The sequence below is a fragment of the Bacillus sp. FSL K6-1012 genome (genome assembly GCF_037964915.1).
Classification (GTDB): domain Bacteria; phylum Bacillota; class Bacilli; order Bacillales; family Bacillaceae; genus Bacillus; species Bacillus halotolerans.
Genome location: NZ_CP150175.1, coordinates 1,234,035 through 1,259,555, shown reverse-complemented (window position 1 = coordinate 1,259,555; position 25,521 = coordinate 1,234,035). Strand labels below are relative to the sequence as shown.

The 25,521-nt window shown below is 43.6% G+C and carries 24 protein-coding genes and 1 other annotated feature; of the genes, 3 read left to right on the top strand and 21 right to left on the bottom strand.

Features of this window, described 5'->3' with window-relative positions; genetic code table 11:
• Positions 1–99: 99 nt before the first annotated feature.
• Positions 100–1,737, bottom strand: a complete 1,638-nt coding sequence (gene oppA / locus NSS75_RS06455; RefSeq protein ID WP_024120913.1) for an oligopeptide ABC transporter substrate-binding protein OppA — start codon at positions 1,735–1,737, stop codon at positions 100–102.
• Between the two features lie 471 nt (positions 1,738–2,208).
• Positions 2,209–2,420: a binding site (T-box leader), on the top strand.
• A gap of 58 nt (positions 2,421–2,478) precedes the next feature.
• Here oppA and trpS point away from each other — a divergent pair.
• Complete coding sequence (gene trpS / locus NSS75_RS06450) at positions 2,479–3,471, top strand: tryptophan--tRNA ligase (protein ID WP_010333741.1); 993 nt, start codon at positions 2,479–2,481, stop codon at positions 3,469–3,471.
• A 38-nt stretch (positions 3,472–3,509) separates the two neighbouring features.
• Here trpS and NSS75_RS06445 read toward each other — a convergent pair whose 3' ends face one another.
• The 9 genes from NSS75_RS06445 to fabH form a co-directional block, all read right to left on the bottom strand.
• Complete coding sequence (locus NSS75_RS06445; protein WP_024120912.1) at positions 3,510–4,262, bottom strand: YjbA family protein; 753 nt, start codon at positions 4,260–4,262, stop codon at positions 3,510–3,512.
• A 203-nt stretch (positions 4,263–4,465) separates the two neighbouring features.
• The gene (gene opp4C, locus NSS75_RS06440) at positions 4,466–5,380 is read right to left on the bottom strand and encodes an oligopeptide ABC transporter permease (protein WP_168747418.1); all 915 of its coding nucleotides are present in this window, start codon (positions 5,378–5,380) and stop codon (positions 4,466–4,468) included.
• 15 nt (positions 5,381–5,395) lie between these two features.
• Positions 5,396–6,346: an ABC transporter permease gene (locus tag NSS75_RS06435; protein WP_105990589.1), complete on the bottom strand. Its 951-nt coding sequence runs from the start codon at positions 6,344–6,346 to the stop codon at positions 5,396–5,398.
• Between the two features lie 74 nt (positions 6,347–6,420).
• Positions 6,421–8,046: a peptide-binding protein gene (locus NSS75_RS06430; RefSeq protein ID WP_168747417.1), complete on the bottom strand. Its 1,626-nt coding sequence runs from the start codon at positions 8,044–8,046 to the stop codon at positions 6,421–6,423.
• An 87-nt stretch (positions 8,047–8,133) separates the two neighbouring features.
• A complete protein-coding gene (gene appF / locus NSS75_RS06425) occupies positions 8,134–9,123 on the bottom strand; it encodes an oligopeptide ABC transporter ATP-binding protein AppF (protein ID WP_213418513.1) in 990 nt (329 codons plus the stop codon).
• Entirely contained in the window at positions 9,120–10,106 is a 987-nt protein-coding gene (gene appD / locus NSS75_RS06420) for an oligopeptide ABC transporter ATP-binding protein AppD (RefSeq protein ID WP_185848081.1), read from the bottom strand. Before appD ends, appF begins: the two co-directional genes overlap by 4 nt.
• A 190-nt stretch (positions 10,107–10,296) precedes the next feature.
• Positions 10,297–11,082 (bottom strand): DUF2268 domain-containing protein, encoded by a 786-nt coding sequence (locus NSS75_RS06415; protein ID WP_185848082.1) that lies wholly within the window; start codon positions 11,080–11,082, stop codon positions 10,297–10,299.
• Positions 11,083–11,161: 79 nt separating this feature from the next.
• Positions 11,162–12,400: a beta-ketoacyl-ACP synthase II gene (gene fabF, locus NSS75_RS06410; RefSeq protein WP_185848083.1), complete on the bottom strand. Its 1,239-nt coding sequence runs from the start codon at positions 12,398–12,400 to the stop codon at positions 11,162–11,164.
• A gap of 22 nt (positions 12,401–12,422) precedes the next feature.
• Positions 12,423–13,361 carry a beta-ketoacyl-ACP synthase III gene (gene fabH, locus NSS75_RS06405; RefSeq protein ID WP_010333732.1) on the bottom strand — a complete coding sequence of 313 codons (939 nt, stop codon included), beginning with the start codon at positions 13,359–13,361 and terminating at the stop codon, positions 12,423–12,425.
• 165 nt (positions 13,362–13,526) lie between these two features.
• Between fabH and NSS75_RS06400 the strand changes: the two genes are divergently transcribed.
• Positions 13,527–13,757, top strand: a complete 231-nt coding sequence (locus NSS75_RS06400; RefSeq protein WP_081638273.1) for a hypothetical protein — start codon at positions 13,527–13,529, stop codon at positions 13,755–13,757.
• A 29-nt stretch (positions 13,758–13,786) separates the two neighbouring features.
• Here NSS75_RS06400 and comZ read toward each other — a convergent pair whose 3' ends face one another.
• The 4 genes from comZ to NSS75_RS06380 all read right to left on the bottom strand — a co-directional run bounded on the left by comZ (position 13,787) and on the right by NSS75_RS06380 (position 16,420).
• Entirely contained in the window at positions 13,787–13,978 is a 192-nt protein-coding gene (comZ, locus tag NSS75_RS06395; protein ID WP_003224559.1) for a ComG operon transcriptional repressor ComZ, read from the bottom strand.
• A 14-nt stretch (positions 13,979–13,992) separates the two neighbouring features.
• The gene (locus NSS75_RS06390) at positions 13,993–14,946 is read right to left on the bottom strand and encodes a BMP family ABC transporter substrate-binding protein (RefSeq protein WP_024120903.1); all 954 of its coding nucleotides are present in this window, start codon (positions 14,944–14,946) and stop codon (positions 13,993–13,995) included.
• Between the two features lie 90 nt (positions 14,947–15,036).
• Positions 15,037–15,600, bottom strand: coding sequence for a hypothetical protein (locus NSS75_RS06385; protein ID WP_101860814.1), 564 nt, complete (start codon positions 15,598–15,600; stop codon positions 15,037–15,039).
• A gap of 82 nt (positions 15,601–15,682) precedes the next feature.
• Complete coding sequence (locus tag NSS75_RS06380) at positions 15,683–16,420, bottom strand: hypothetical protein (protein WP_024120901.1); 738 nt, start codon at positions 16,418–16,420, stop codon at positions 15,683–15,685.
• Between the two features lie 258 nt (positions 16,421–16,678).
• Here NSS75_RS06380 and NSS75_RS06375 point away from each other — a divergent pair, with 258 nt between their 5' ends.
• The gene (locus NSS75_RS06375) at positions 16,679–16,864 is read left to right on the top strand and encodes a YjzD family protein (RefSeq protein ID WP_010333727.1); all 186 of its coding nucleotides are present in this window, start codon (positions 16,679–16,681) and stop codon (positions 16,862–16,864) included.
• A gap of 45 nt (positions 16,865–16,909) precedes the next feature.
• Here the strand turns inward: NSS75_RS06375 and NSS75_RS06370 are convergent, their stop codons facing one another.
• From NSS75_RS06370 to argJ, 7 genes are all read right to left on the bottom strand, one after another.
• Positions 16,910–17,089: a YjzC family protein gene (locus tag NSS75_RS06370; RefSeq protein ID WP_003239319.1), complete on the bottom strand. Its 180-nt coding sequence runs from the start codon at positions 17,087–17,089 to the stop codon at positions 16,910–16,912.
• A gap of 100 nt (positions 17,090–17,189) precedes the next feature.
• Complete coding sequence (argF, locus tag NSS75_RS06365; RefSeq protein ID WP_339236586.1) at positions 17,190–18,137, bottom strand: ornithine carbamoyltransferase; 948 nt, start codon at positions 18,135–18,137, stop codon at positions 17,190–17,192.
• A complete protein-coding gene (locus NSS75_RS06360; RefSeq protein ID WP_185848086.1) occupies positions 18,125–21,217 on the bottom strand; it encodes a carbamoyl phosphate synthase large subunit in 3,093 nt (1,030 codons plus the stop codon). The genes argF and NSS75_RS06360 overlap by 13 nt, the downstream gene beginning before the upstream one ends.
• Positions 21,210–22,271 (bottom strand): carbamoyl phosphate synthase small subunit, encoded by a 1,062-nt coding sequence (locus NSS75_RS06355; protein ID WP_044156409.1) that lies wholly within the window; start codon positions 22,269–22,271, stop codon positions 21,210–21,212. Before NSS75_RS06355 ends, NSS75_RS06360 begins: the two co-directional genes overlap by 8 nt.
• 69 nt (positions 22,272–22,340) lie before the next feature.
• Positions 22,341–23,498: an acetylornithine transaminase gene (locus NSS75_RS06350; RefSeq protein ID WP_339236581.1), complete on the bottom strand. Its 1,158-nt coding sequence runs from the start codon at positions 23,496–23,498 to the stop codon at positions 22,341–22,343.
• Positions 23,495–24,271 (bottom strand): acetylglutamate kinase, encoded by a 777-nt coding sequence (gene argB, locus NSS75_RS06345; RefSeq protein WP_213418506.1) that lies wholly within the window; start codon positions 24,269–24,271, stop codon positions 23,495–23,497. Before argB ends, NSS75_RS06350 begins: the two co-directional genes overlap by 4 nt.
• Positions 24,272–24,285: 14 nt before the next feature.
• The gene (argJ, locus tag NSS75_RS06340) at positions 24,286–25,506 is read right to left on the bottom strand and encodes a bifunctional ornithine acetyltransferase/N-acetylglutamate synthase (protein ID WP_151174921.1); all 1,221 of its coding nucleotides are present in this window, start codon (positions 25,504–25,506) and stop codon (positions 24,286–24,288) included.
• Between the last annotated feature and the right edge of the window lie 15 nt (positions 25,507–25,521).

Sequence of the window (25,521 nt, the reverse complement as noted above, 5' to 3'; positions counted from 1 at the left end):
ACCTCCATGGTTTTTACATTTTTACAATCCATCAGTAAGAAAGGTATATGGGAAATAGGTCCCCATATACCTTGAGGTTTTTGTTTTCACAAATAAGACTTATTGAAAGTACGAGTTTCTGAAATAAATTTCTCCGGTTCCAGTAATGATGGTTCCTTTCAGATTTTCGTCTTGCACCCAAGGAATCGTATAAAAATAAACTGGCGCTACTGGCATTTCATCAATGAAAATACCTTCTGCTTTTTTCAGCAGCTCAGCACGTTTAGTTGGATCAGTTTCAGTTTGTGACTGGTTCAGAAGTTTTTTGAATTCTGGATTTTCCCAGCCGGTATCGTTATTTCCTCCGTCTTTGTCACGGAACAGCTCAAGGAAGTTAATCGGATCGTTGAAGTCTCCAAGCCAGCCCATACGGCCGATTTGATAATCTTGGCTGTGAAGCTTATCAATATATACATTCCATTCTGAGTTATCAAGCTCTACATCCACGCCTAAATTTTTCTTCCACATTTCTTGCACTGCTTGAGCGATTTTTGCATGTGCATCATCAGTGTTATAAGACAATTTGATTTTCGGCAGGTCAGATGCCTTGCTTAAGCCCATTTCTTTCAGGCCTTTTTCAAGGTATTCTTTTGCCGTTTTGACATCGTTGTCTTTGTAGTAGCCTTCTTTGTTATCTTCAAATCCCTTCATTGTCGGCGGCACCGCAGCCATTGCCGGGATTTGTTCACCCTGTGTAATGTTTTTAACAATCGATTGGCGGTCAATCGCATAAGATAATGCTTTACGGATATTGACGTTGTCTAACGGCTTCGCTTCAGTATTGAATTTGTACCAATACACACCTGCCATCGGCTCAACATGTAAAGAACCGTCTTTTTTCAAGCTAGGGAGCGATTCAGTCGGAAGCTGTCCGAGCGGCAAACCAGCCCAATCAAGTTCGCCAGCTTGGAATTTTTTAAGTTCAGTATTGTTGTTGTTGATCATAACCATATTGATTTTCTTCAGTTTGACTTTGTCTTTATCCCAGTATTGATCATTCTTTTCAAGATCGATAGATCCGCTGTGTTTCCATGCCGTCATCTTAAATGGCCCGTTTGACACATAATCGTCTCCGGCATTTGTGTTCCACTTTTTGTTTTTCTCTGCAATTTTTTTGTTAATCGGCATATAAGTATAAAATGCTGTTAATTCAGTGAAGTATGGAGTCGGGTTGTTTAGTTCAACCTTTAATGTCTTATCGTTTTCAGCTTTTACTGCCACATCATCAAGGCTGCCTTTACCGGTATTTGCCGCCTCAGCACCTTTTATGTAGTAGAGCTGGTAAGCGTATTGTGATTCGTTATTAGGATCAAGCGCCCATTTCCATGCATATTCAAAATCTTGCGCTGTGACAGGGTCACCGTTTGACCATTTGGCATCATCACGAATCGTAAACGTATAGGTTTTTCCATCTTTGCTTGTTTCAATTTTAGAAGCTGCGCCTTCTTCAGGTTCACCATCTGCATTAATACGTGTCAATCCTTCAAAAGTCTGACGGATAACCCCGCCTGATACCGAGTCATTTGCCAATCCGGGATGTAAGGAGAACGGCTCAGTTTTAATATTAATGTTAAGAGTCGTCTTCCCTTTGCTGTCTTTTTTCCCATCACCGTTTGAACCGCTGCCGCCAAAGCCGCATGCGCTCAGCACGAGAGTGAAAATGAGCATTAACGTGACAATCGACCAACGTTTTTTCATATCCACAAACCCCCTAATAATCATTTTTTCAGCTCCTTACGGCTAAATCCTCAGAAATATCAGACAAATGAACCTAAGTTTACATAACTTTTATTCTGTTCCGTCTTTTCTGATTATTTTTGTAAAAAAGCTGTAACAATAGAGTGAACAAGTTCATTATAATGAAACAAATTCTTTATTGCAATATTATTTTATCAATTTAAAATTTTTAAACTTCGTTAGTTTTTCTGCCAATAACGCGATATCCTTCTGCCGTTTAAAGCATAAATTGATTAAAAACTATTTTAGGAGTTTCCAATCCATATTGCTTTATACATATAATATCTGGCTGTTTAACTGCTGAGAGCGGTTATCATTTGGGCGATTTATAACTGTTCTTTTATTTATATCATTACAATTTTCATGCAAAAAGAACGTTTTTTCAGGATGACAATTGGTTATAATTGATTTATAATGAAGCAATCAAAAGAAAAGCTTGCTATGAAAAAGAGTAGTACACATTTCACCCGTTTGAAGAGAGTCTGCGGTGCTGGGAGCAGATATCGGGCAATGTGGAATGGACTTTGGAGCAGCTGACCGAACCAAAAAGTAGGCTCAGCCGGAGCAGTCTCCGTTACAAACGTCAGAGTGATTCCATTTTAATGGAATAATCAGGGTGGTACCACGGTTCATTCGTCCCTTTTTTACAGGGGAAGAATGAGCCTTTTTTATTATGTTCTAAGAAATGAGGTTGATTTTCCAATGAAACAGACGATTTTTTCAGGCATCCAGCCAAGCGGTTCCGTTACACTCGGCAACTACATCGGTGCAATGAAGCAGTTTGTCGAACTGCAGCATGATTATAACAGCTATTTTTGCATCGTAGACCAGCATGCGATCACAGTGCCTCAGGATCGGCTTCAGCTGAGAAAAAATATCCGCAGTCTGGCTGCGCTTTATCTAGCTGTCGGTCTCGACCCTGAAAAGGCAACACTGTTTATTCAATCAGAGGTTCCCGCACATGCACAGGCCGGTTGGATGATGCAGTGCGTCGCTTATATTGGTGAGCTTGAACGAATGACTCAATTTAAGGACAAGTCAAATGGCAAAGAAGCTGTTGTCTCGGGCCTGTTAACGTACCCGCCGCTGATGGCTGCAGACATTCTGCTGTACGGAACAGATCTTGTGCCTGTCGGCGAGGATCAAAAGCAGCATCTTGAGCTGACCCGAAACCTTGCAGAGCGATTTAACAAAAAATATAACGACATCTTTACAATTCCGGAAGTCAAGATTCCAAAAGTAGGCGCTCGGATCATGTCTCTGACTGACCCGCTGAAGAAAATGAGTAAATCTGATCCGAACCAGAAATCTTTTATAACATTGCTGGACGAACCAAAGCAGCTTGAAAAGAAAATCAAAAGCGCTGTGACAGATTCTGAAGGTATTGTAAAATTTGACAAAGAAAACAAACCGGGCGTTTCCAATCTTCTTACGATTTATTCAATTCTCGGCAATACGACGATTGAAGAGCTTGAAGCGAAATACGAAGGAAAAGGCTATGGCGAGTTCAAAGGTGATTTGGCAGAAGTGGTAGTCGGTGCATTGAAGCCAATTCAAGACCGTTATCATGAACTGATTGAGTCCGAAGAATTAGACCGGATTCTTGATGAAGGCGCTGAGCGGGCGAACCGGACAGCAAACAAAATGCTCAAAAAAATGGAAAATGCCATGGGTCTCGGCCGAAAAAGACGATAACAAAAAGACCGCTCTTGCGATTTGCAAGAGCGGTTTTTTTAATTTACCTTTGATTCATTTTCTATTTCCCAAAGCTTCTCGAAAAAAGGCTGTCCTTTGATCAGGTTTTCGCAAAAAGCCAAATGCTTGTCCGACCAGCCTTCAATGGTTTCGTTATACAGCATGTCCCAAATCTCTTCAAAGCTCATCCGTTTGATTTGTTCATACATATGCGGGTTCCACTCTGTGTACCAGTAGCCAATCTCCGCACGGTTTTTCAGCCCTTTTAATTGATCCAGCGCCATAAACATAAGCTGCTTAATTTGCCGCTCTTTTCTCGTTAATCCTCTGACGTGCTCTGGTGCCAATGATAAGATATGATATTCTTTTGAAGACTCCAGCTTCTTCGGCTCAAATTCATACGTTTCCGGCTCTACATCTTTCACCATTTCATACACGAGCTGCTCCTGGCGCGGAATAAGGCGGCTTTTTCTGACAGGGATCGTGTAGCCGATTGTATCAACAGCCAAAATGCCGATTCCGTCCGTCACAACAAAACAATACTCCAGCTTTGTGCGTTCATGATTTTTGCGAATGTACGATTTTTGATGAACCTCTTCAAGCAAATCTTTTGGAAGCTCTGACAAATCGTTTTCTATGTAATGAAACAATACTGACGGCACCCTTAAGAGAGGCACCTGATCCAAAAGCTCAACCGTATCTTCCTTGCGCCATTCATGAAAGTGGCATACATTGTAGCCATTTTCTTCCCCTTCAAACCAATTGACCCACACATCATGAAGAAATAACATCTCTAACCCCTCACTTTATAAAAACTGTTGTCCACAGTATAGGCAAGGTGCAGAGAAATTATTCCATAGAGATTGAGGAAATCTGGAATAACTGGGTTTCTGTTATAAACACAAAAAGCAGACTTCCTCGTATATTTTCTGACAAAGGAAATCTGCTTACTCTAGGAATTCGTTACATTTTCTAACGAACATGATTTTCATTTTTATTTAATATTTTTAGGATCAAGAGCATCCCGCAAACCGTCTCCGACAAAGTTGAAGCACAGCACGGTAATTAAAATAAATAGCCCGGGAAATAATGGGTACCACCATGCTTGAATCATCAACGTAAAGTTTTGCGCATCTTGAAGCATATTCCCCCAACTTGCAATTGGAGGCTGGATTCCAAAGCCCAGATAACTTAATGTTGATTCAGCTAGAATTACACTGCCCACTTTTAAAGTGGCTGAGACAATTATTGGTCCTAGACAATTGGGTAATATATGCGAAAAAATGACTTTGTAATTTTTAGTCCCAATCGTTTTAGCAGCTAATACGAATTCTCTTGATCTCAGTGATAAAAACTCTCCTCTAACCAGCCGCGCTGTTGTTGTCCAACCTGTCAGAGAAAAAATTAAAATTAACTTATCCATACCCGGCTGAAAAATTGTTACCAATGTAATAAGGAGAAAAATATCTGGAATAGATAGGACTACATCTACTATCCTCATCAAAATAGCATCTACTATACCTTTAAAATATCCTGCCACAGCGCCAACTACAGTGCCTATTGTAATTGCACCAATTACTGAAGCAAAACCGACTAATAAGGAAACACGAGCCCCATATAACACCCTTGTGAATATATCACGGCCAAATTTATCTGTTCCCATTAAATTTTTAGAGCTTGGCGGCTTCAGTTTATTTAATAGTGACTGACTTTCTGGCGAATAAGGCGCAATAAAAGGTGCAAAAACGGCCATTAAAATAATGACTGTTAAAATAATACCTCCTATAACAGCCAACTTATTCTTTAAAAATTTTTCAAAAAAAATCTTAGTCATTGTTTCTGGTTTTTGTCTAATATTTTCTTTTAGCTTTACCTCATTAGAGGGAGCTGCAGTATTCGGAATTGTCATATGTACCTCCCCCTTTTAATATTCGATTCGCGGATCAACTAATGCATATAAAATATCCGCTATCAAGTTTCCTAGTACAACCAAAACAGCGGAAATAACAGTCATCGCCATAATAACCGGATAATCTCTGGAAAATGCTGAATCAATAAATAACTTCCCAAGTCCCGGCCAAGTAAAAATCTGTTCTACCACGACAGCACCACCAATAAATGACGGGATCATCAATCCGAAAATTGTAATAACAGGAAGAAGACCATTTCTTAAGCCATGTTTGAAAATCACTTTATTTTCTCTAAACCCTTTTGCACGAGCTGTTCTTATATAGTCCTGTTTCAATACATCGAGCATACTTGAACGTGTATAACGAGTAATACCAGCCATATCAGCAGTTGCTAAAACAAAAGCAGGTAAAATTAAATGATGAAGTCTGTCAAAAATGTTAAAATCAGCATTTAAAGTACTAACGCCCCCCGTAGGAAACCAACCGAGATTTACCGAAAGAATCATAATTAGAATTAATCCGAACCAAAAATTAGGTATTGCCAGACCTAAGAATGACGTGACAGTTATACCGTAGTCAAGCTTTGAATAAGGGCGTTTTGCAGAAAGAACACCGAAAGGAATGGAAATCAGAAGAGCAACAAGTGTTGAAAATACCATGAGCACCAGAGTGTTGGGTAAACGTGATAGGATTAAGTCGGAAACAGGTGTACCTTTTTTAACAATAGATGTACCAAAATCTCCTTGCAACATGTTTCCAAGCCATTTTAAATATTGAACTGGTTCAGGATCATTAAGTCCGTACTTTTCTATAAATTTCGCTCTGTCCGCTTGACTGATTGTCGGATCCATCATAAGTGACATCGGATCACCTGGTGCCGCTTTCATTATCGCAAAAGATAATATTGTAATGCCCAAAAGAATCGGCAGAGACATTAATGTTCTACGAACAATATATGTAACCATATTCTTGTCCCCTTTTCTAAAATAGGATAAAGAGGAAAGGATGCTGAATCCTCACCTCTCTAGGGATATAATTTTTATTGTTCAAGCCACCATTTCTCAATATGGTATAAGTCATTCTTAGGATGGAATACGTACCCATGCATGTTTGCCGGGATTGCCCTATGATAATTGTAATAAAATAAGAATGAATAAGGCTGATCCTCTGCAATCAATTTATAAATTTCTTCGTATTTTTTCTGATATTCTTTTCTGTCTGTGATTGACTTTGCCTCAACTAAGAGTTTATCAACCTTAGGGTTTTTGTACCAAATGTTGTTCAAGCCATTTTCAGACTGACTTGAATGGAAGATCGTGTATTGGTCAGGGAACGTAGCTAGACTCCATCCGAGCAGTAATGCATCATAATCCCAATTTGGCGGACTCGTCTGTTCAATAAGAGCACTAAATTCTACAATTTGCGGTTTTGCTTCAATTCCTACTTCTTTTAGCTGCTGCTGAACAACAACCGCTAAATCTTCCCGAATTTTATTGCCTTGATTGGTCTTAATGGTAAACGAGAATTTCTTTCCGTCCTTATCAAGGTAACCGTCTCCGTCTGTATCTTTCCATCCCGCTTCTTTCAGTAGCTTTTTAGCTTTTTTAGGATTGTAATCAAATGTAGGCACATCACTTTTCGGGTAATTCCAAGATAGCGGACTTTCAGGAACGTTTGCGACTTCACCATCACCGTTTAATACTTGATCCACCATTGCTTTTCGATCAAGTGCGTGCGTAAGAGCTTGGCGGACTTTTTTGTCTTTAAATAAATCTTTTTTTTCATTCCATCCGATATAGCTGTAGTTCAAACCAAGATCTGATTTAACTTGCACATTATCAAATGTTTTGACTGTCTCAAAATCAGTACCCGGGACAACAAAGAAATCAATATCTCCCGCCTTTAACTGGGCAATAGCTGCATTTGAATCTGGGATTGTTTTTACTGTAACTGTATCTAAATATGGTCTTCCGCCGTAATAATCTTCATTGGCTTCAAGTTTTACATAATCCCCTTTTTTCCATTCAGCAAACTTGAATGGACCTGAACCAATCGGATTCTTCCTGTTAAATTCATTTTCGCCTAAATCTGCAACTGGTACTTTCCCTAAAATGTGTTTAGGCAAAATACCGTAACTATCTAGAACAACATTGTAAAAATATGCATCTTTTTTCTTTAATTTAAATTCAACTTCATAATCACCTTTTTTTGTAACAGACTTTAGTGATTCAAAACCAGAGCCGCGTTCACCATTATAATCCTTATTTAAAGGTATGCTGTATGTGAAAACGACATCATCCGCTGTAAGTTCTTTTCCGTCATGGAATTTTACACCTTTTCTGATCTTGACATTATAAGTCAGACCATCCTTGGATTCTGTCACTTTCTCGGCTAGTGCAGGCTTCACATTTAACTTTTCATCTGTTTCCAGTAAAGTGCTATAGATCATCCCTTCAATATCAGAACTGGAAACGTCAGTAGAGTAAAGCGGGTTAAACAAAGTGGGCTCCCCAGTTGAACCAACAACCAAGTCCCCGCCCTGCTGCGGTTTGCCGGTTGATTTTTTCTCGCTGCTGCTTGACTTCGATCCCGAGCAGGCCGATAAAAAGATGGCCATCACCATTAATACACTTAGCATCATCAGTGCGGTTTTACGTCTTTTCATTCAATATTCCCCCTCTTGAAATGTTCGTTCTTCTTAGCTGCTGTTTATGTAGTAGCATACCCCCTCTCAAAGCTGTGCGGGCGACAGTTAGCTATAAAGGTGACAAGCCACAAAATGGCTGGGAGCAGCTTCTTTGAATTCTGGTAATTGTTCCTTGCATATCGGTTTTGCAACAGGACATCTCGTATGGAAAACACAGCCTTTAGGCGGATTGGCCGGGCTGGGCAGTTCTCCTTTCAGGACGATGCGTTCGCGTTTGACAGATCCTTTTTTTCTTGTAACCGGGACAGATGATAAAAGTGCCTGGGTGTATGGGTGTAGCGGGTTTTCATATAACTCATGCTTATCGGTCAGTTCCATCATTTTGCCGAGGTACATTACTCCGACCCTGTCACTGATATGGCGGACGACACTTAAATCGTGAGAGATAAATAGATACGTCAGATTAAATTCTTCCTGCAATTCTTCCATTAAGTTGATGACCTGGGCCTGAATCGATACATCAAGTGCAGAAACCGGTTCGTCTGCAATGATAAGCTCCGGATTCAGCGTGAGGGCTCTCGCAATGCCGATCCGCTGACGCTGCCCGCCGGAAAATTCATGGGGATAGCGTGAGGCAAACGACGGATGAAGGCCTACTCTCGCAAGCAGCTCTTCGACTTTCTCATTTCGTTCTCGCATCGTGTACATGTGATGTGTGTTAAAAGGCTCCTTAATAATAGAACGCAGCGTTTTTCTTGGATTCAGCGAAGCAAATGGATCTTGAAAGACCATCTGAATATTTTTGCGGACGTTTTTTCGTAAATTCTCCTCTGACAGATTGGAAATATCCTGTCCCTTAAAGAGAATCTGGCCTTCAGTCGGTTTGTACAGCCTGATCATCGTTCGGCCGGCAGTCGATTTTCCGCAGCCCGACTCTCCAACGATTCCGAGTGTTTCTCCTTTTTTTAAAGAAAACGAAACACCGTCCACCGCTTTCACATCACCAACTTTTCTTTGAAAAAAGCCTGAGCGGATTGGGAAATATTTTTTTACGTCTCGAAGTTCTAAAATTGTTTCCTGATTAGCTGCTGTCATGATTGTTCGGCACCTTCTTCCTCATATAAAAAGCATCTCACTGACCTTCCGCTTTTGTGCGTCAAAAGCGAAGGCTGATGGGTCCAGCATTTATCCATCGCTTTTGGGCACCTTGGAGCAAAACGGCACCCCGGCGGCAGATTATCCGGTGTCGGCACGCTGCCTTTAATCGCATTTAATTTATCAATCTCTCCATCTATGACAGGAATAGACATAAGCAGGCCTTCTGTATAAGGATGAAGGGGCTCTAAAAATAACTCATCGACTGAGGCATTTTCTACGACTTGTCCGCAGTACATGACAATGACTCTGTCGGCTGCTTCCGATACGACACCTAAGTCATGTGTAATCAGCAAAATTGAAGTATCGAACTTCTGGCAGAGATCCTTCATTAGCTCCAGCACCTGGGCTTGTATCGTCACGTCTAACGCCGTTGTCGGTTCATCGGCAATCAGCAGTTTTGGATTACAGCTGAGCGCGATGGCAATCATTACCCTCTGTCTCATGCCGCCAGATAGACGGTGCGGGTATTCCTTCATAATTTGCTCCGCTCTTGAAAACCCAACCATCTTCAAGAGGTCGACGGCTCTTTGATACGCTTCTTTTTTCTTCATGTTTTTATGGTAAATCAGCACTTCGGTAATTTGTTCTCCGATCGTTAACACCGGATTAAGGGAGGTCATTGGTTCTTGAAAGATCATGGATACTTCGTTTCCGCGGATTTTACAATAGTCATTTTCAGTGAATGTGGTGAGGTCCTTGTCTTCGAGTTTAATCGTACCGTCCATGATTTTTCCGCCTGAGCTCTGGACGAGACCCATAATAGACAATGAAGTAATACTTTTGCCGGAGCCCGATTCGCCTACAAGCGCGACGGTTTCGCCTTTTTTGATGTAGAAATCGACTCCGTCCACCGCAGGGATCGGCTCCTTTTTTCTAAAAAAATAAGTCTTTAAATTATTCACTTCTAAAAGTGTGCTCATGCTAGCTCCCCTTTCCCCCTCTTGTCGCCAAACGTTTTCAAGAGAAAGTAATCCCTCTATTCAGAAATAATAAACAATATTGAATTATCGAAAAATTTTATAGTTGTATATTATTACAATCATTTTGCAAAATCAAGAATTTTTTAGGATAATTGTAATATTATTAATGGAATTCCATTATTTTATTCTTTTAAAGCGTTGCTTTCAAAAAGGTTTCAGGAGAGATGGACAACCCTTCTGTTGTACTGGCTCTGTTCTCTGTTAAATATTTTTTTACAATATTGAATCCGACTGCGTATCCAAGCATTTTCGGCTGATATCCTTTGCCGTATAAAAGCTGATCGAACAATCGATGACCCCGTTTGATGTTCAGATGGGGCGCAATCTTTTTTTCGTAAAACACCTCAAGCTGCAGAGGGGTATACCAGGTGGTCCATTCAGCCGTTTGGCTTTGGCCTAACCTCTCATAAACAGCATATTCTGCTAGCCCCTCCATGATGATTGTATCAAGTAATGTGACGTCTTTTTCCTCTTTTGTCATATGATCTAACCGGCAAACATGATGATATTCATGTGTCATAAGGGCTGAAACCGAGGACAATTCGATATCTGACGAGAGAAAGAGAAACATTTTATCTGGGAAGGCGAGCCCTGATTTTGACCCGAATTCTAAACGGATTCTTCTGTTACGTTCATCAACCGGCAGTGCTACGATTGGCACGTCAGGTCCTTGCCACTTCTTTCTGAGATACTGCTCCTCTTTTTGTATATGCCTGAAAAGTCCTTTTTCTTTTAGAATGGAAGACGTGCTTATTCCCTCTTTTATGTTTTTAAACATTCCGTGATGCTGCAAATGTCCCAAGATGCCTTTCCAGTCTTCTTTCTTCGTTCTTGAAAAGTACGGGACAATGTAATGCGCCAGATCATCTATTGAAGCGGCTTTTTCAAACCATTTGTATGTTTGTTCCACGCTCATGCTATCGCCTCCTCTTTTTTATCCTATGCGCACGAAAAAAACCGGCTACCCTTTTAGGGCAGCCGGTTTGGCGTCATGATTACTGATATTTTTTGAAGATTAGCGTTGCGTTATGTCCGCCGAATCCCAGTGAGTTGCTGAGAACATAGCTGAGATCCTCTCTGCGTGCTTCATCAGGCACATAATCTAAATCGCATTCTTCGTCAGGCGTTTCAATATTGATTGTTGGCGGGATCATGCCTTCTTTAATGGCAAGGATAGAGAAAATGGCTTCAATACCGCCCGCCGCGCCTAGAAGGTGGCCCGTCATAGATTTTGTAGAGCTTACCGCAAGTTTATAGGCATGCTCGCCAAAAACTGTCTTAATCGCCATTGTTTCATATTTGTCATTGTAATATGTGCTTGTGCCGTGAGCATTGATATAGTCAATCTCTTCAGGCGCAATGCCCGCATCTTTAATGGCTTCTTGCATCGCTCTCGCTCCGCCTTCGCCGTCTTGGGCAGGCGCTGTGATATGATAAGCGTCTCCCGTCGAACCGTAACCGACGATTTCTCCGTAAATTTTGGCGCCGCGTGCAAGTGCATGCTCAAGTTCTTCAAGAACGATAATACCCGCACCTTCACCCATAACGAATCCATCACGGTTTTTATCAAACGGACGGCTCGCAGTTTTCGGATCCGGATTTGTAGAAAGCGCTTTGTTGGCACTGAAGCCCGCGAATGACATTCTAGTCAGCGGCGCTTCTGTTCCGCCTGTGATCATAGCGTCTGCATCGCCGCGCTGAATCACTTTAAATGCGTCACCGATAGAGTTTGTTCCTGTTGCACATGCAGTTACCGTACAAGAGTTAACTCCCTTTGCTCCTAAAGCGATAGAAATTTGGCCTGTCGCCATATCAGGAATCATCATCGGCACAAAAAACGGGCTTACCCGTCTTGGGCCTTTTGTTAAGAAGATTTCAAACTGAGACTCAAGCGTTTCAAGTCCTCCGATTCCGGAACCAACCCAAACACCGACTCTCGGCGCGATTTCATCAGTAATTTCAAGACCTGCGTCTTCAACTGCCATTTTCGCAGCGACAACCGCATATTGAGTGAAACGGTCCATTTTTCTTGCTTCTTTTTTGTCCATGTAATCTTCAACATTAAAGTCTTTTAATTCAGCGGCTACTTTAGCCGGATATTCTTCAGAATCAACACGAGTGATCGGACCGATCCCGGACACACCGTTGATTGCGTTATTCCAACTTGTATCGACGTCGTTGCCAAGCGGAGACAATGCTCCGAGTCCTGTAACAACTACTCTTTTTTTACTCATCTTGTGTGCACCTCACCTTTTTTTATCGGCCCCAGCGGATTGCAATGGCGCCCCAAGTTAATCCTCCGCCGAATCCTACCATGACGATCACATCGCCATCTTTGATTTTACCGGCTTCCAATTCTTCTACTAGAGAAATAGGAATGGATGCGGCAGAAGTGTTTCCATATTTATGAACAGTTTTAGACATCTTTTCGACAGGAAGCTCTAAACGCTCACGTGCAGCTTCCATGATGCGGATGTTCGCCTGATGCGGAATCAAAAAGTCGACGTCCTCTTTTGAGAGTCCGGCTTTTTCAATGACATTTACGCATGATTCACCCATTTGGCGGACCGCAAATTTGAAAACTTCACGTCCATTCATGATTGTATGTCCTTTTTCATTCAGATACAAGTGCTGACCGCCTGTGCCGTCTGCTCCTAGTTCAAATGAAAGAATTCCTCTGTCATCACTGACTGGCCCGACTACCGCAGCGCCCGCTCCGTCACCAAACAGAACGGCTGTGTTGCGGTCTTCCCAGTCTGTAATGCTTGAGAGCTTTTCTACACCGACAACAAGGACATGCTTATAAGTTCCGGATTCAATAAATTGTTTACCCGTTACAACCCCGTACATAAAGCCTGCACAAGCCGCGCTGATATCCATGGCACATGCTTTCTTTGCGCCGAGCTGTTCTTGAATCATACAAGAAACTGTAGGAAATGACTGATCAGGTGTGACAGTCGCAACGAGAATCATATCGAGATCCTCAGCGGACACTTCAGCTTGTTCCAGCGCTTTTTTCGCTGCTGCAACAGCCATATGTGATGAATATACGTCATCAGCGGCAATTCTTCTTTCTTCTATTCCTGTTCTTGTACGAATCCACTCGTCAGAAGTTTCAACCATTTTTTCTAAATCATGATTTGTTAAAACCTTCTCAGGGATATAACGTCCAACTCCAAGTATTCCAGCTTTCATAAGGGAAGACTCCTTTATATAGTTAATTTAGAAGATCAATCAGGTTATGATCAATTATTAGTATCAGGTACTAATTCTATCTTATTTTTTTTCACATGGCAATATATTCGTCTAAACTATCGGTTCATCTTACTCATAGAGTATGGTATATGGAAAAGGAGGCGTATGCAGGTGGATGTGTTTTCAAAAATGATGTTCGGCGATAACGCCAAACAAAAAACAGAAAAAGAAGAAGTGCAGGAGGAGGAGGTTTCCCCGACAAACGAAGAAGAGACGATTGATTACATGTATATTATGAACCAAATCGGTTCGATTATGAACTCTCTCGATCAAATCAAGCCCGCTCTGAAGGAACTCGCGCCTATGGTATCCGCTATTAAAAAGAAAATCATGTGAAAAGCCACTTTCGAGAAAGTGGCTTCTTCTTATTCGGTTTCAGATTTCGCGTCGGATTTACCCAGCTCATAGGCTTCCGCCATTACCGTTGTAAATAAATTCATAAACGGCTGAATGGCCTCCATCGACAGCTCTATTCCTGATTTTTCAAGCTGCTCTTTCGCTTCAGGCAGATATTTCATTGCTATTTGCAGAAACTCAAGTGATTTTTCGTGCTGCATGTAAAGTCACCCCGTTACTCGTTTTTTGGCAGTTCACCTGTTTTGTTATATGTTTTGACCAGTTTGGCGATTTTTTTCTGAAAGGCTTTGTCCACAAGCGGACTGAAGGTTCCCATTTCGACAACTCGGCTTTTCAGATCGTAATAGTGATCGCCGCCTTTTAAAGTCCCTTTGTCGAATTGCTCAGCTATAATTTCATAGGCCTTGTCCACATTTTGCACCGTGCTGGTTAACACGGTGTTTTCGCCAAGATCGGATTGATCTGTGACATAGCCGATCGCATATAGGCCGTCTTTTTTGATTTGCTGAATGACAGGAACATTATACCCGTCTCCGGCAGGATACACAACATCCGCGCCTTCGTTCTTCATTTTTTGATAAAGGTTCACCGCAGTCGAATCATCATCCCAGTGATCCGTATATTTTGTATTCACTTCTATATTAGGATTTTCATACTTAGCCCCTTTTATAAAGCCGTCCACTTCTGGCTGCCATGAAAAAGAAGCGATGACGCCGACCTGATTGGTTTTTGACATATGGGCAGCGGTCATTCCGCCGAAAAAGCCGATTGCTTCCCCGCTGAGATGAACGCTTGTGACATTGTCCGCTTTTGCTTTTGCATTTGAAATCACAAACTGCATATCCGGATAGTCTTCACTGACCAAGTTAAATACTTCTTCATACTCACTTCCATGGCCAAAGAGGAGATTGACGCCGCGCTTATGAAAATCTTCAATCGCATTTATAATATCTTCATCTGTTTTTACGCCTTCTTTATAGTAGACGTCCACATTGTATTTAGATTGTATATTCAGTAATCCTTTATACCCTTTTGTGCCCCATACGAGGTCATTAATCGTATCAGGAAAGAGCATGCCGACCTTCTCAATTTTTCCTTTAAACGGAGTTTGTCCACATCCGCTTAATAAAAGGAGGACAGAAAAGATCATGACAAGCCTTGTGATCAAGTCATGTTCAACTCCTTTTGACAAGCTATCACATGTATTAAAATGATACGTTTATTGTATCTAGAAAACTCGAAACATGGAAGGTTTTTCTTAATATTTGTCGAAAATTGATGAAAATTGTCTTTTCCACTCGAGAATTTTTGTTTTCGCTTCATCTTTTGAAGTTTTTTTCGTGACTTGCAAATCAAAAATGCAATCTTTGCCGGTATCACGGCCGGGCTCAAGCAGGAATCTCAACAGCTCGTCAGCTACATCTTCTGTATAAAAGCCCTCTTCCTCCTGTTCTTCTTTCCACGGCCCATACATTTTAGGAAGGATCACCGCTTTTTCTGAACCTGTCTTTTCACGTTTCTCCCACTCTTTTCGGTCTTGTTCGTATACCAATACATAAGCGGATTTATATTGGTCCAAAGGCAAAAAGCCGCAGTTATATTGGATACAAATTGTATCATACTTTTGATCCTCAATGTGCTCAAGCTGCCGAAAGTGTTCGTTTCTTCCAAGCCACATGAGTCTTTCTTCTAAGTACATTTGTCTGTTTTCATCATCTGTTTCAGCCAAAACGACATCGACGTATATGCCTTCATCCATCATTCGCTCGCATAAAGAAAGGCCGAAAAATTCATCCGCCCCTACAATCAGCGTTGATTCCATTTCATCTGCCGCCCTTCCGGTTTTTCATTTATCCAAAGCAAAACAGCCTCCGCAAAAGAGAAGGCTATTGTTATTGTATTCTTTATAACTCTTTTTCATGCCTGTGAAAGAATTTGCAGATTGATGCATAGATCCTGCTTGGGTGCTCAAATAAATGAAACGTTATGTCAACCGGACAGCCTTGGTTTTGCTGCTGCTTTTCCTTAAATACTTCCGCATGCAGGCTGTACGGATACGGTGCTCCGGTCATCCGCTGCCATATATGAACCGGTACGCTGCTCGGATAGCTTTCGATTGTTTTATAACGGAGTGAAGCCGCTTCTTTTTCGGAGATTTCGTAGCTTTCCGATACCTCTTTCAAAAATTGTTTATAGAAAAATTTATTTTCTTTTTCTGATTCATAATGTGCCTGAAGATCGAGACAAGGATTCAACATCGCGGCTGATCGGATATGATCCGGGGAAAAACGAAGCAGTTCATCGGCCACGAGAGCGCCCATCCCTTCTGCTAAAATATGAATCTTCGGATTGAGTATTTCCTGCTTCAACACGAAATGTATCAGCTGTTTGGCATAGGTGACCGCTTTTTCCGCGCCCCAGTGCCTTCCGAACAGATTGCTGTTAAAAATGGTATAGCCTTCGTCCCTCAGCATATTTAAAAGCTGATTTCTGCCATAATGCTGAAGCCAAAAACTTGAATCATTACCGACAAAGTGGGTTCTGTCCCCGAGGACAAAGATGCCAAAGCCGTTCGGACGATAGGGCAGATGAATCACGTTATGCTCCGTTCCCAATTGAAAATACCTTTCCGTTATTCCCATCGCTTGCCCGCCTCCTTTCACACTTCATCTCACGCTATCTTATGTAAAAAGAAAAGAAACGAATAAGGTAAAGTCCTAGCCTTTCTATGTTTTGGCTATTATACCAATTGACGATATTTATTTTTTATATTTTACCATTAAAAATGTGACGAATCAGACTCTTTTGTCACCTCACTTTCTTCTAAAATTAGATTCCCCCTTGGCTTTATGTATGGTATGATAACTTCTAGAATAGAATGAGAAGGACGAGGTGGAAACGTGCGATTTATTATTGCTTTTATTTGGACGTTCCTTTTATCGCATATGGCATGCTATTTGATTGCCAGCATGAACAGTGTAGCGTATAACTTCACAACATCATCCGTAATTGCTGTCGTTTTATATGTGCTGATCATGGCGCTAGCAGCAATCATGCCTATGAACAACAATGCCAGCCAGCATTAATAAGCCAAAAACCCAAAACATGTATTGTTTTGGGTTTTTTCGTGATCACGGTTTTCTTTTATACGTCCACAGGCGGTTGTGATTAGATGTTTCAGGAAACATATCTCCTGCTGACAGATGGACCTTTTGCGGGTTTTTGACCATACTCCCCGTCTCGCCGATTTCTACGTAGATGCCGTTGTTGGGCGCTTTCTGCCCGGGCCGGAATTGATGCTGCTGTCCCACTGTTTTTCCTCCTTTTCCTTTTTCGTGTAGTATGCGCCTAAGCGGGTGTGAATATGTTTCCATAAAAAAACTGCTGAGACCGGCTCAGCAGTTTTTTCGGTTATTCCCCTTTGTAAAGGATCGCCTTTAACAGCGCTTTTTGCACATGGAGACGGTTTTCGGCCTGCTGGAATACAGCGGAATTCGGACCGTCAATAATCTCTGCCGTCACTTCTTCTTCACGGTGTGCAGGAAGACAGTGCAAAAATGTATAGTCAGGTTTAGCATGGCTGACAAGCGATGCATTCACCTGGTAAGGCGCGAAGACTGCGAGACGCTCTTGTTCTTCCGCTTCCTGTCCCATGCTTGTGAATACATCTGAATAAATGACGTCCGCATTTTTTACGGCTTCAATCGGATCAGCTGTAAGTGTAATGGAAGCACCGGATTGAAGGGCAAATGCTTTGGCTGCTTCCGCCGCTTCGTCTAACACTTCGTATCCCTTAGGCGAAGCAATCGAGATATCACAGCCCATTTTTGCGCAGCCGATCATCAGGGAGTGCGCCACATTATTTCCGTCACCGATATATGCGACTTTCACACCTTTGAGATCGCCTTTGATTTCCTTGATCGTCAATAGGTCCGCCAGCGCCTGGCAAGGATGATATTTATCAGTAAGCCCGTTGATGACCGGAATATCAGCGTGTTCAGCAAGCTCCTCCACCTTTTCATGCTCGAAGGTCCGGATCATGATTGCATCTACATAGCCCGAGAGCACTTTTGCCGTGTCAGCCACAGTTTCACCGCGGCCCAGCTGCAGATCTTTCTGGCTTAAAAAGAGGGCATTTCCGCCAAGTTGCGCCATGCCGGCCTCAAATGAAACACGTGTCCGTGTGGATGATTTTTCAAAAATCATCGCAAGGGTTTTGCCTTGAAAAATAGGCTGAATCTTGTTTTGTTTCAGTTCACTGGCTTCAGCAAGCAACGCGCTGATATCCTGTTCACTGAGATCTTTTAGCGTTAATAGGTCTTTTCCGAATAGCATTTCTCCCATATTCACTGTGTGCATGATGCCACTTCCTTTTTATAAAGATCTCTGAGGGAAACAGGGTGCGGACTGCCTGATCCGCTTTGCAAAAACGCCCGTACGGTTTCCTCTTCAGTAAAGACGGTAATGCCGTGTGTCATGGCTTCCAAACGCTCTTTGCGTGCTTCTTCAGAGCCATTCAAATGGATATGGAGCGCTTTTTCATCCTGTTCCATCCATGAGGCGAATGTGCCTTCATGAACCGTAAAGCCGGCGTTTTCCGCTAATGTCTTCAAATCTTCCGGTCCGTTTTGCAAATAAATGCTTCCTTTTTGATTCCAAACACGCGTGTAGATTTTTTTCAACGCGCTGTCGGCGTCGTATGCAACACACATGCCTTCTCCTGTCGATTTCATCTCCGGTCCAAGCTTGACATCTACATCTTGAATCGCATGTGAGGAAAAGACCGGGAACTTTACAGCAACGCCGTGGTGATTTTGAACTGCCGGGTTTACATCTTTTAGAGATGCCCCCGCCAGCAGCCTTGTGGCGAGCGGAATCATCGGGACGCCCATGACTTTGCTGACGACCGGAACTGTACGGCTCGCTCTCGGGTTCACTTCAAGGACGAGAATGGTTTCGTTATCGATCACAAATTGGATGTTCATAATACCTTTAAATGAAAGCTTTTGGGCAATTTTTTGAGCAGCATCTTTTATTCCCTGCTGCAGTTTGTTTGTGACAGAAGGCCCCGGGAGAATGGCGAAGCTGTCTCCTGAGTGGACGCCCGCCCGCTCAATATGTTCGGTATATGTCGGGATAAAGACTTCTTCGCCATCGGAAATCAGATCAATTTCGACTTCTTTTCCTGACACGTACTGATCAATCAAAATCGGGTACGGCATGCTGTCTTCTCCGTCCAGCAGCTGAGAAAGCGCAGCTTCCGATTCAACGATGATCATGCCCATTCCGCCAATGACATAAGAAGGACGGATTAATACAGGATAGCCGATGCCGTTTGCTTTCTCTGCAGCCTCTTCTTTTGTATAGGCAATTTCTCCTTTAGCGTGCTGCAATCCGAGTTCATCAAGAAGCTGATAAAATTGATCGCGATCCTCTAACACGTCAAGCGTTTCAAACGATGTGCCGAGAAGCGTGATTCCGGCTTTTTCGAGCGCTTCAGCAGCATTGATCGCGGTTTGGCCGCCGAACTGCACGATCGCAAAGTCAATGTTTTCCTGCTCCGCCACGTTTAATATGTGCTCCGTTGTCAGCGGTTCAAAATACAGGCGGTCCGCAATTTCATAATCTGTGCTCACGGTTTCCGGGTTGTTATTAATCATAATCGTTTCGAATCCAAGCTTTTGCAGCGTTAACACCCCATGAACAGCACTGTAATCGAATTCAACGCCCTGCCCGATGCGAATCGGTCCTGAGCCGATAATCAGCGCGCGCTTTTTCTCTTTGCGGCTGATGTCTCCATCGGTTTCTCCGAAATACGTGGAGTAAAAATAGTTGGTTTTCGCATCAAACTCAGCTGCGCAAGTATCAACAATTTTGAAGGAAGGCGTAATCCCCTTCTCTTTGCGAAGAGCGCGCACCTCTGCCTCTGTCTTGCCGATAAGTGAGGCAATCGTTGCGTCTGAAAACCCTTTTTCCTTTGCCTTTTTCAATAAATCAAAAGAAAGGTCGCTCCCCGCTTCCATGATCTGATTTTCCAGCTTGATGATATTGTTAAAGGTGTGAAGGAAAAACGGGTCGATTTTTGTTTTTGCATGGATTTCTTCTATTGATATGCTTCGGCTTAACAGCTCCATCACAACGAAAAATCTTCGATCGTCAGGTGTGATTGCCAGCTCCCAGAGCGCTTCAATTGATAAGCCGCCGAGCTCCGGCAGATGCGTGCCGACGTTTTTCAGCTCAAGAGAGGCTGCCGCCTTTTGGAGCGCCGCTTCTACATTACGTTCAATCGCCATCACTTCTCCGGTGGCTTTCATTTTTGTGCCGAGCTTGCGATCCGCGTTTTTGAATTTATCAAACGGCCAGCGCGGAAACTTGACGATGACATAGTCCAATGCCGGTTCGAAGCTCGCATAAGTGGAGCCTGTAAGCGGGTTTTTTAATTCGTCAAGCGTGTATCCGACCGCCAATTTCGCAGCCATTTTCGCAATGGGATAACCTGTTGCTTTTGACGCGAGAGCAGATGAACGGCTCACACGCGGATTCACTTCAATGACGTAGTATTGCTTGCTGAACGGATCAAGCGCAAACTGAATGTTGCACCCGCCTACGACATCAAGTGCCGAAATGATCGTCAGACTTGCCGTCCGGAGCATTTGATAGTCTTCATCAGTTAATGTTTGTGAAGGCGCCACTACGATCGAATCGCCTGTATGCACACCGACCGGATCGATGTTTTCCATATTACAGACGGTAATGCATGTGTTGTTGCTGTCGCGCATCACTTCATATTCAATTTCTTTAAAGCCGGCAATGCTCTTTTCTACCAGGCATTGATTGATCGGGCTAGCCAGGAGCGCTTGCTTGATCATGGCGGCAAATGCTTCTTTCGTGGGCGCGATGCCCCCGCCTTTTCCGCCTAAAGTGTAAGCAGGCCGGATAATGACAGGAAAGCCGATGGATTCCGCAAAACGAAGGGCATCTGTTTCGTTATCGACAATTTCGCTTTCTGGAACTGGCTGATTCAGCTCGTTCATTAAAGAACGAAATTTTTCCCGGTCCTCTCCTTTTTGTATTGTATCAACGGATGTACCCAGAAGTTTGACGCCGTGCGCCTTTAAAATACCCGCTTCTTCAAGTTCAACCGCAAGATTCAGTGCAGTCTGCCCGCCTAAATTGGCCAGAAGTCCGTCGGGCTTTTCTTTCTTAATAATGTCTGTCAGGCTTTCTACCGTCAGCGGTTCAAAATAAATGTCATCCGCGAAAGCTTCATCGGTCATAATTGTTGCCGGGTTGTTGTTGACGAGAATAACCCGATAGCCTTCTTCCTTGAGCGCGATGCAACCTTGAGTGCCTGAATAATCAAATTCTGCCGCCTGGCCGATGATGATCGGGCCTGAGCCGATTACTAATATGCTTGAAATACTGGTGTCTTTAGGCATGGGCGATTTCTCTCCTTGCTGGTATCACATTCTTTAAATAATCATCAAAAATCCATTCGCTTTCCGCCGGTCCGGGATGGGCTTCCGGGTGGAATTGCACACTCATGACGGGCAGTTTTTTATGGGAAAGTCCTTCAACTGATGTGTCATTGACATGATGGAATCTGATCGTCAGCTCTTCTTGATTAATGGATTTTTCATCAACCACATAGCTGTGATTTTGGCTGGTCATGAACACCCGCTTCGTTTCACGGTCGATGACCGGATGGTTTGCGCCCCTGTGTCCGAACGGCAGCTTAAACGTATTTCCGCCGAAAGCGAGCGCAATCAGCTGGTGGCCGAGACATATGCCGAGTGTCGGAAAGCGGCTGACAATGTTTTTGATTTGTTCCATATACGGTGTAATGGCTTTCGGATCTCCGGGTCCGTTGGATAACACGACACCGTCGGGCTTTATGCCGTAAACCGATTCCATTTGCTGATACGGTATAACTGTGACCTTGCAGCCTCGTTTCACGAGTGATGATGCAATTGATTTTTTATAGCCAAAGTCAATGAGAGCGATATGTTTATTCCCTTCGCCGATTGTGCTGATGTCCTGTGCGGACGCCTGTTCTGCGACGTTCTCAGGCTGCAGGGCAATCTCAGCCGCTTCTTTAGAGGCAGTGACAGACGCCCCCATCGTTCCGTTCGCGCGGATTTTTTTGACGACAGCCCTCGTATCGACATGGGACAAGAGCGGGATGTTCCATTTTTTCAGATATTCCTTAAGACTGTATACCGCTTCATGATGAGAAAAATGATCGCACGCCTCGTAAACAACCGCTGCTTTCACTTGCGGTTTTTTGCTTTCAAAGTCGTTTTCATTAATGCCGTAGTTGCCGATCAGCGGGTACGTAAATACGATAATCTGTCCTTTGTATGACGGGTCTGTCAGCACTTCCTGATAACCCGTCATTCCTGTGAAAAACACAGCTTCGCCCGTGCAGTTTTCATGTCCGTCCAGTTCTCCGCTGAACACTGTTCCATCTTCTAATACTAAATAACCTTCCATCTAAAAGCCCACCTCTTGATGAATAATTAATTATAAAAATGAATTTTTATGCTTTCATATCGAAAAAAATTACAAATTGACAGCGGTATGCTGAGCAATCGCTTGTTTCAGCTTACTGACGGTTTCTGTTATTTCATCCTTTGTCACGGTGAGCGGCGGCAGCAGACGAATCACGTTCGGTCCGGCCGGCAGTACGAGCAAGCCTAATGTCTGCAATTCAGCAATGATGTCTGCAACCGGCCCATCACACTCAATTCCAAGCATTAATCCTTTGCCGCGGATTTGCCTCACAAAAGGACTCTTCAGTTCAGCCTCCAGCTGTTCTTTCAAAAACGCACCCTTATCAGCAGCCTCTTGCAGAAAGTCAGGCTGGAATACAACCTGCAATGTTGCATTGACGGCGGCCATCGCCAGCATATTCCCTCCGAAAGTCGTTCCGTGAGACCCAGGAGTAAACGCTGCTCCCAGCTCTTTCTTGCCGATTACCGCACCGACTGGAAAGCCGTTCCCCAATCCTTTTGCAGCTGTGATGATATCAGGTGAGAGGCCGAAGTGTTCGTATGCGAAGCCTTTTCCTGTCCGTCCAATGCCGGTCTGAATTTCATCAACGATCAGAAGCGCCTGCTTTTCCTTGCAAAACGACTGTACGGCTGTTAAAAATTCTGCACTGGCCGGATTGACTCCGCCTTCTCCCTGTACAGTCTCAAGCATTACCGCGGCTATGCCGTCTTCCTCCCCAAGAGCATTAAAAGCGGCAGGATCATTGTACGGGAGGTAATGAAAGCCTTCCAGCATCGGGCCGAAGCCTGTTTTGATTTTATCCTGTCCGGTAGCTGCCATCCCTGCATAGGTGCGGCCGTGGAATGATTGAAGAAATGTGATGATTTTCGTTTTTCCAGTTGCTTTTCGCGCCAGCTTAATCGCGCCTTCATTCGCTTCCGCTCCGCTGTTGCAGAAAAAAACGAGATCTCCGGCACTGTTTGCTGCTAACTGCTGTGCCGCTTGCTCCTGAAGACTGTTTTCAAACAGATTGGATACGTGCCATACGCTGTCGAGCTGTTTTTTGACCGCTTCTGTGACCGCTTCATGGCAGTGACCTAGGTTGGAAACCGCAATCCCTTGAATGAAATCGAGGTATGTTTTGCCGTTTTGATCCTCAACGCAAGTTCCCTTCGCTTTCTTTATCTCAATGTTCCACCGTCCGTAGGTTTGAAACAAGCTGCTCATGAAACAGCCTCCTTTGCTTTGACGATTTTTGTTCCTTGAAATGTTTGATCTGAGAAAAACGATCCTTTTCCATTTACGATCATCACTTCTGATACCTGGTCCGATAATGCTGACAAGGCTGAATTGACCTTTGGTATCATCCCGCCTGTGATCACTTCCTGTTTAATGAGAGTCTGAATTTCCTCAGGGGTCAGGATGTTGAGACGCTGTTTTTCCTTCATAATTCCTTCCACGTCTGTGACGAACATCAGCTTATCGGCTTTCAGCGCCCCGGCGACTGCCGAAGCAGCAAGATCAGCATTGACATTCAGTGTTTTGTAATCGCTCGTCAAGGACAGGGGCGCGATTACCGGGATAATGCCTTCATCCATCAGCGCGTTTACCATAGAGGCATTAACCTTTTTAATTTCTCCGACTTCCCCGTATGTGTCCGGATCAAGATAGTCTGCTTCGAGAAGGCCTCCATCCTTGCCGGACACTCCCGCAGCCCGGAGCCCGTGTTTTGCAAGCTCGGCAACGAAAAATTTATTCACTGAGCCGGACAGTACCATTTCAGCGACTTCCAATACCGGTTTGGTTGTTTTCCGCTGTCCGCCTGCAAATTCTGTTTTGATGTTTAACCGTTTCAGCATATGTGTGATTTCCGGTCCGCCGCCGTGCACGATTGCCAATTTCCATCCTGACTCCATCAATTCTTTCAGGTTTTGAAAAAATTCTTCCGACAGCTCACGGATGACACTTCCCCCGCATTTAAAAACGATTGTTTTCTTCATTGTGCTCCCCTTTATTACGTGCGATAGCTCGCATTAATTTTGATATAATCATAAGTCAGATCACAGCCCCATGCTCTTCCGTTCCCGTCTCCTTCATGCATCTTGATGACAATGGCAATCTCGTCTCCTTCGAGATATTCTTTCGCGAGAGATTCAGAGAATGGCTGAGGCTCGTTGTTTTTAAACAGGCATTGGCCCCCGAGATAAACCTCTACTTCTTCAGCCTTCACCTGAGCCGCGCTGTGCCCGATAGCCCCGATAATGCGCCCCCAGTTCGCGTCTGTTCCGTATACAGCGGTTTTTACGAGGTTCGACCCGACAATTTTCTTGGCAATTACGTTTGCATCAAGATTGTTTTTCGCCCCTTTTACTTGGGCTTCGATTAGTTTTGTCGCGCCTTCTCCGTCTCTGGCAATCTCCTTAGCCAAATCTTCGCAAGCCAGAAGAAGCGCTTTTTTAAAGAGCGGCCAGTCTTTATGCTCTTCCGTAAGGCACTCATTTTCCGCACAGCCATTTGCCATGACCAATACCATGTCATTGGTGGAGGTTTCTCCATCAACTGTAATTTGATTAAAAGAGACGTCAGTGATGTCGCGGAGCGCTTTTTGCAGCGTTTTTTCTTCGATTGCCGCGTCTGTTGTCACAAACCCCAGCATCGTTGCCATGTTTGGGTGAATCATTCCGGAGCCTTTAGCCGCTCCGCCGATGGTGACTTTTTGACCGCCGATTGTCAGTTCATAGCACGTTTGCTTGATGACTGTATCTGTCGTTAAAATCGCTTCCTCGAAATCTCCAGATCCCGCAGGCGTTTCTTTCAAAAGCTCGATGCCGGCCTGAATGTTTTCCATATTTAAATGTTCGCCGATGACACCAGTTGAAGAAACGGCGACAAGCTCCGGCTCAATGCCCAGCTGTAAAGCAAGGCTCTCCCGCATTTTGTATGCATCCTCTAAGCCCTGTTCCCCTGTACAAGCATTGGCAATGGCGCTGTTGACAATGACTGCTTTCAGAGCTGATCCATGCTTTAAGCTGTCCTGTGTGACTTTAATCGGAGCCGCCTGAAAGTGGCTTTGCGTATAAACTGCCGCGCTCACTGCCGGTGTCTCGCTGATGATGACGCCAAGGTCTTTTTTCGAGTAGCGCAGCCCGCAATGCACGCCCTTTGCCTGAAATCCTTTTGGCGAGGATACATCGCCTTTTACTTTCACTATTTGATCTTCACTCAACTGAATCATGGTTCGATTCTCTCC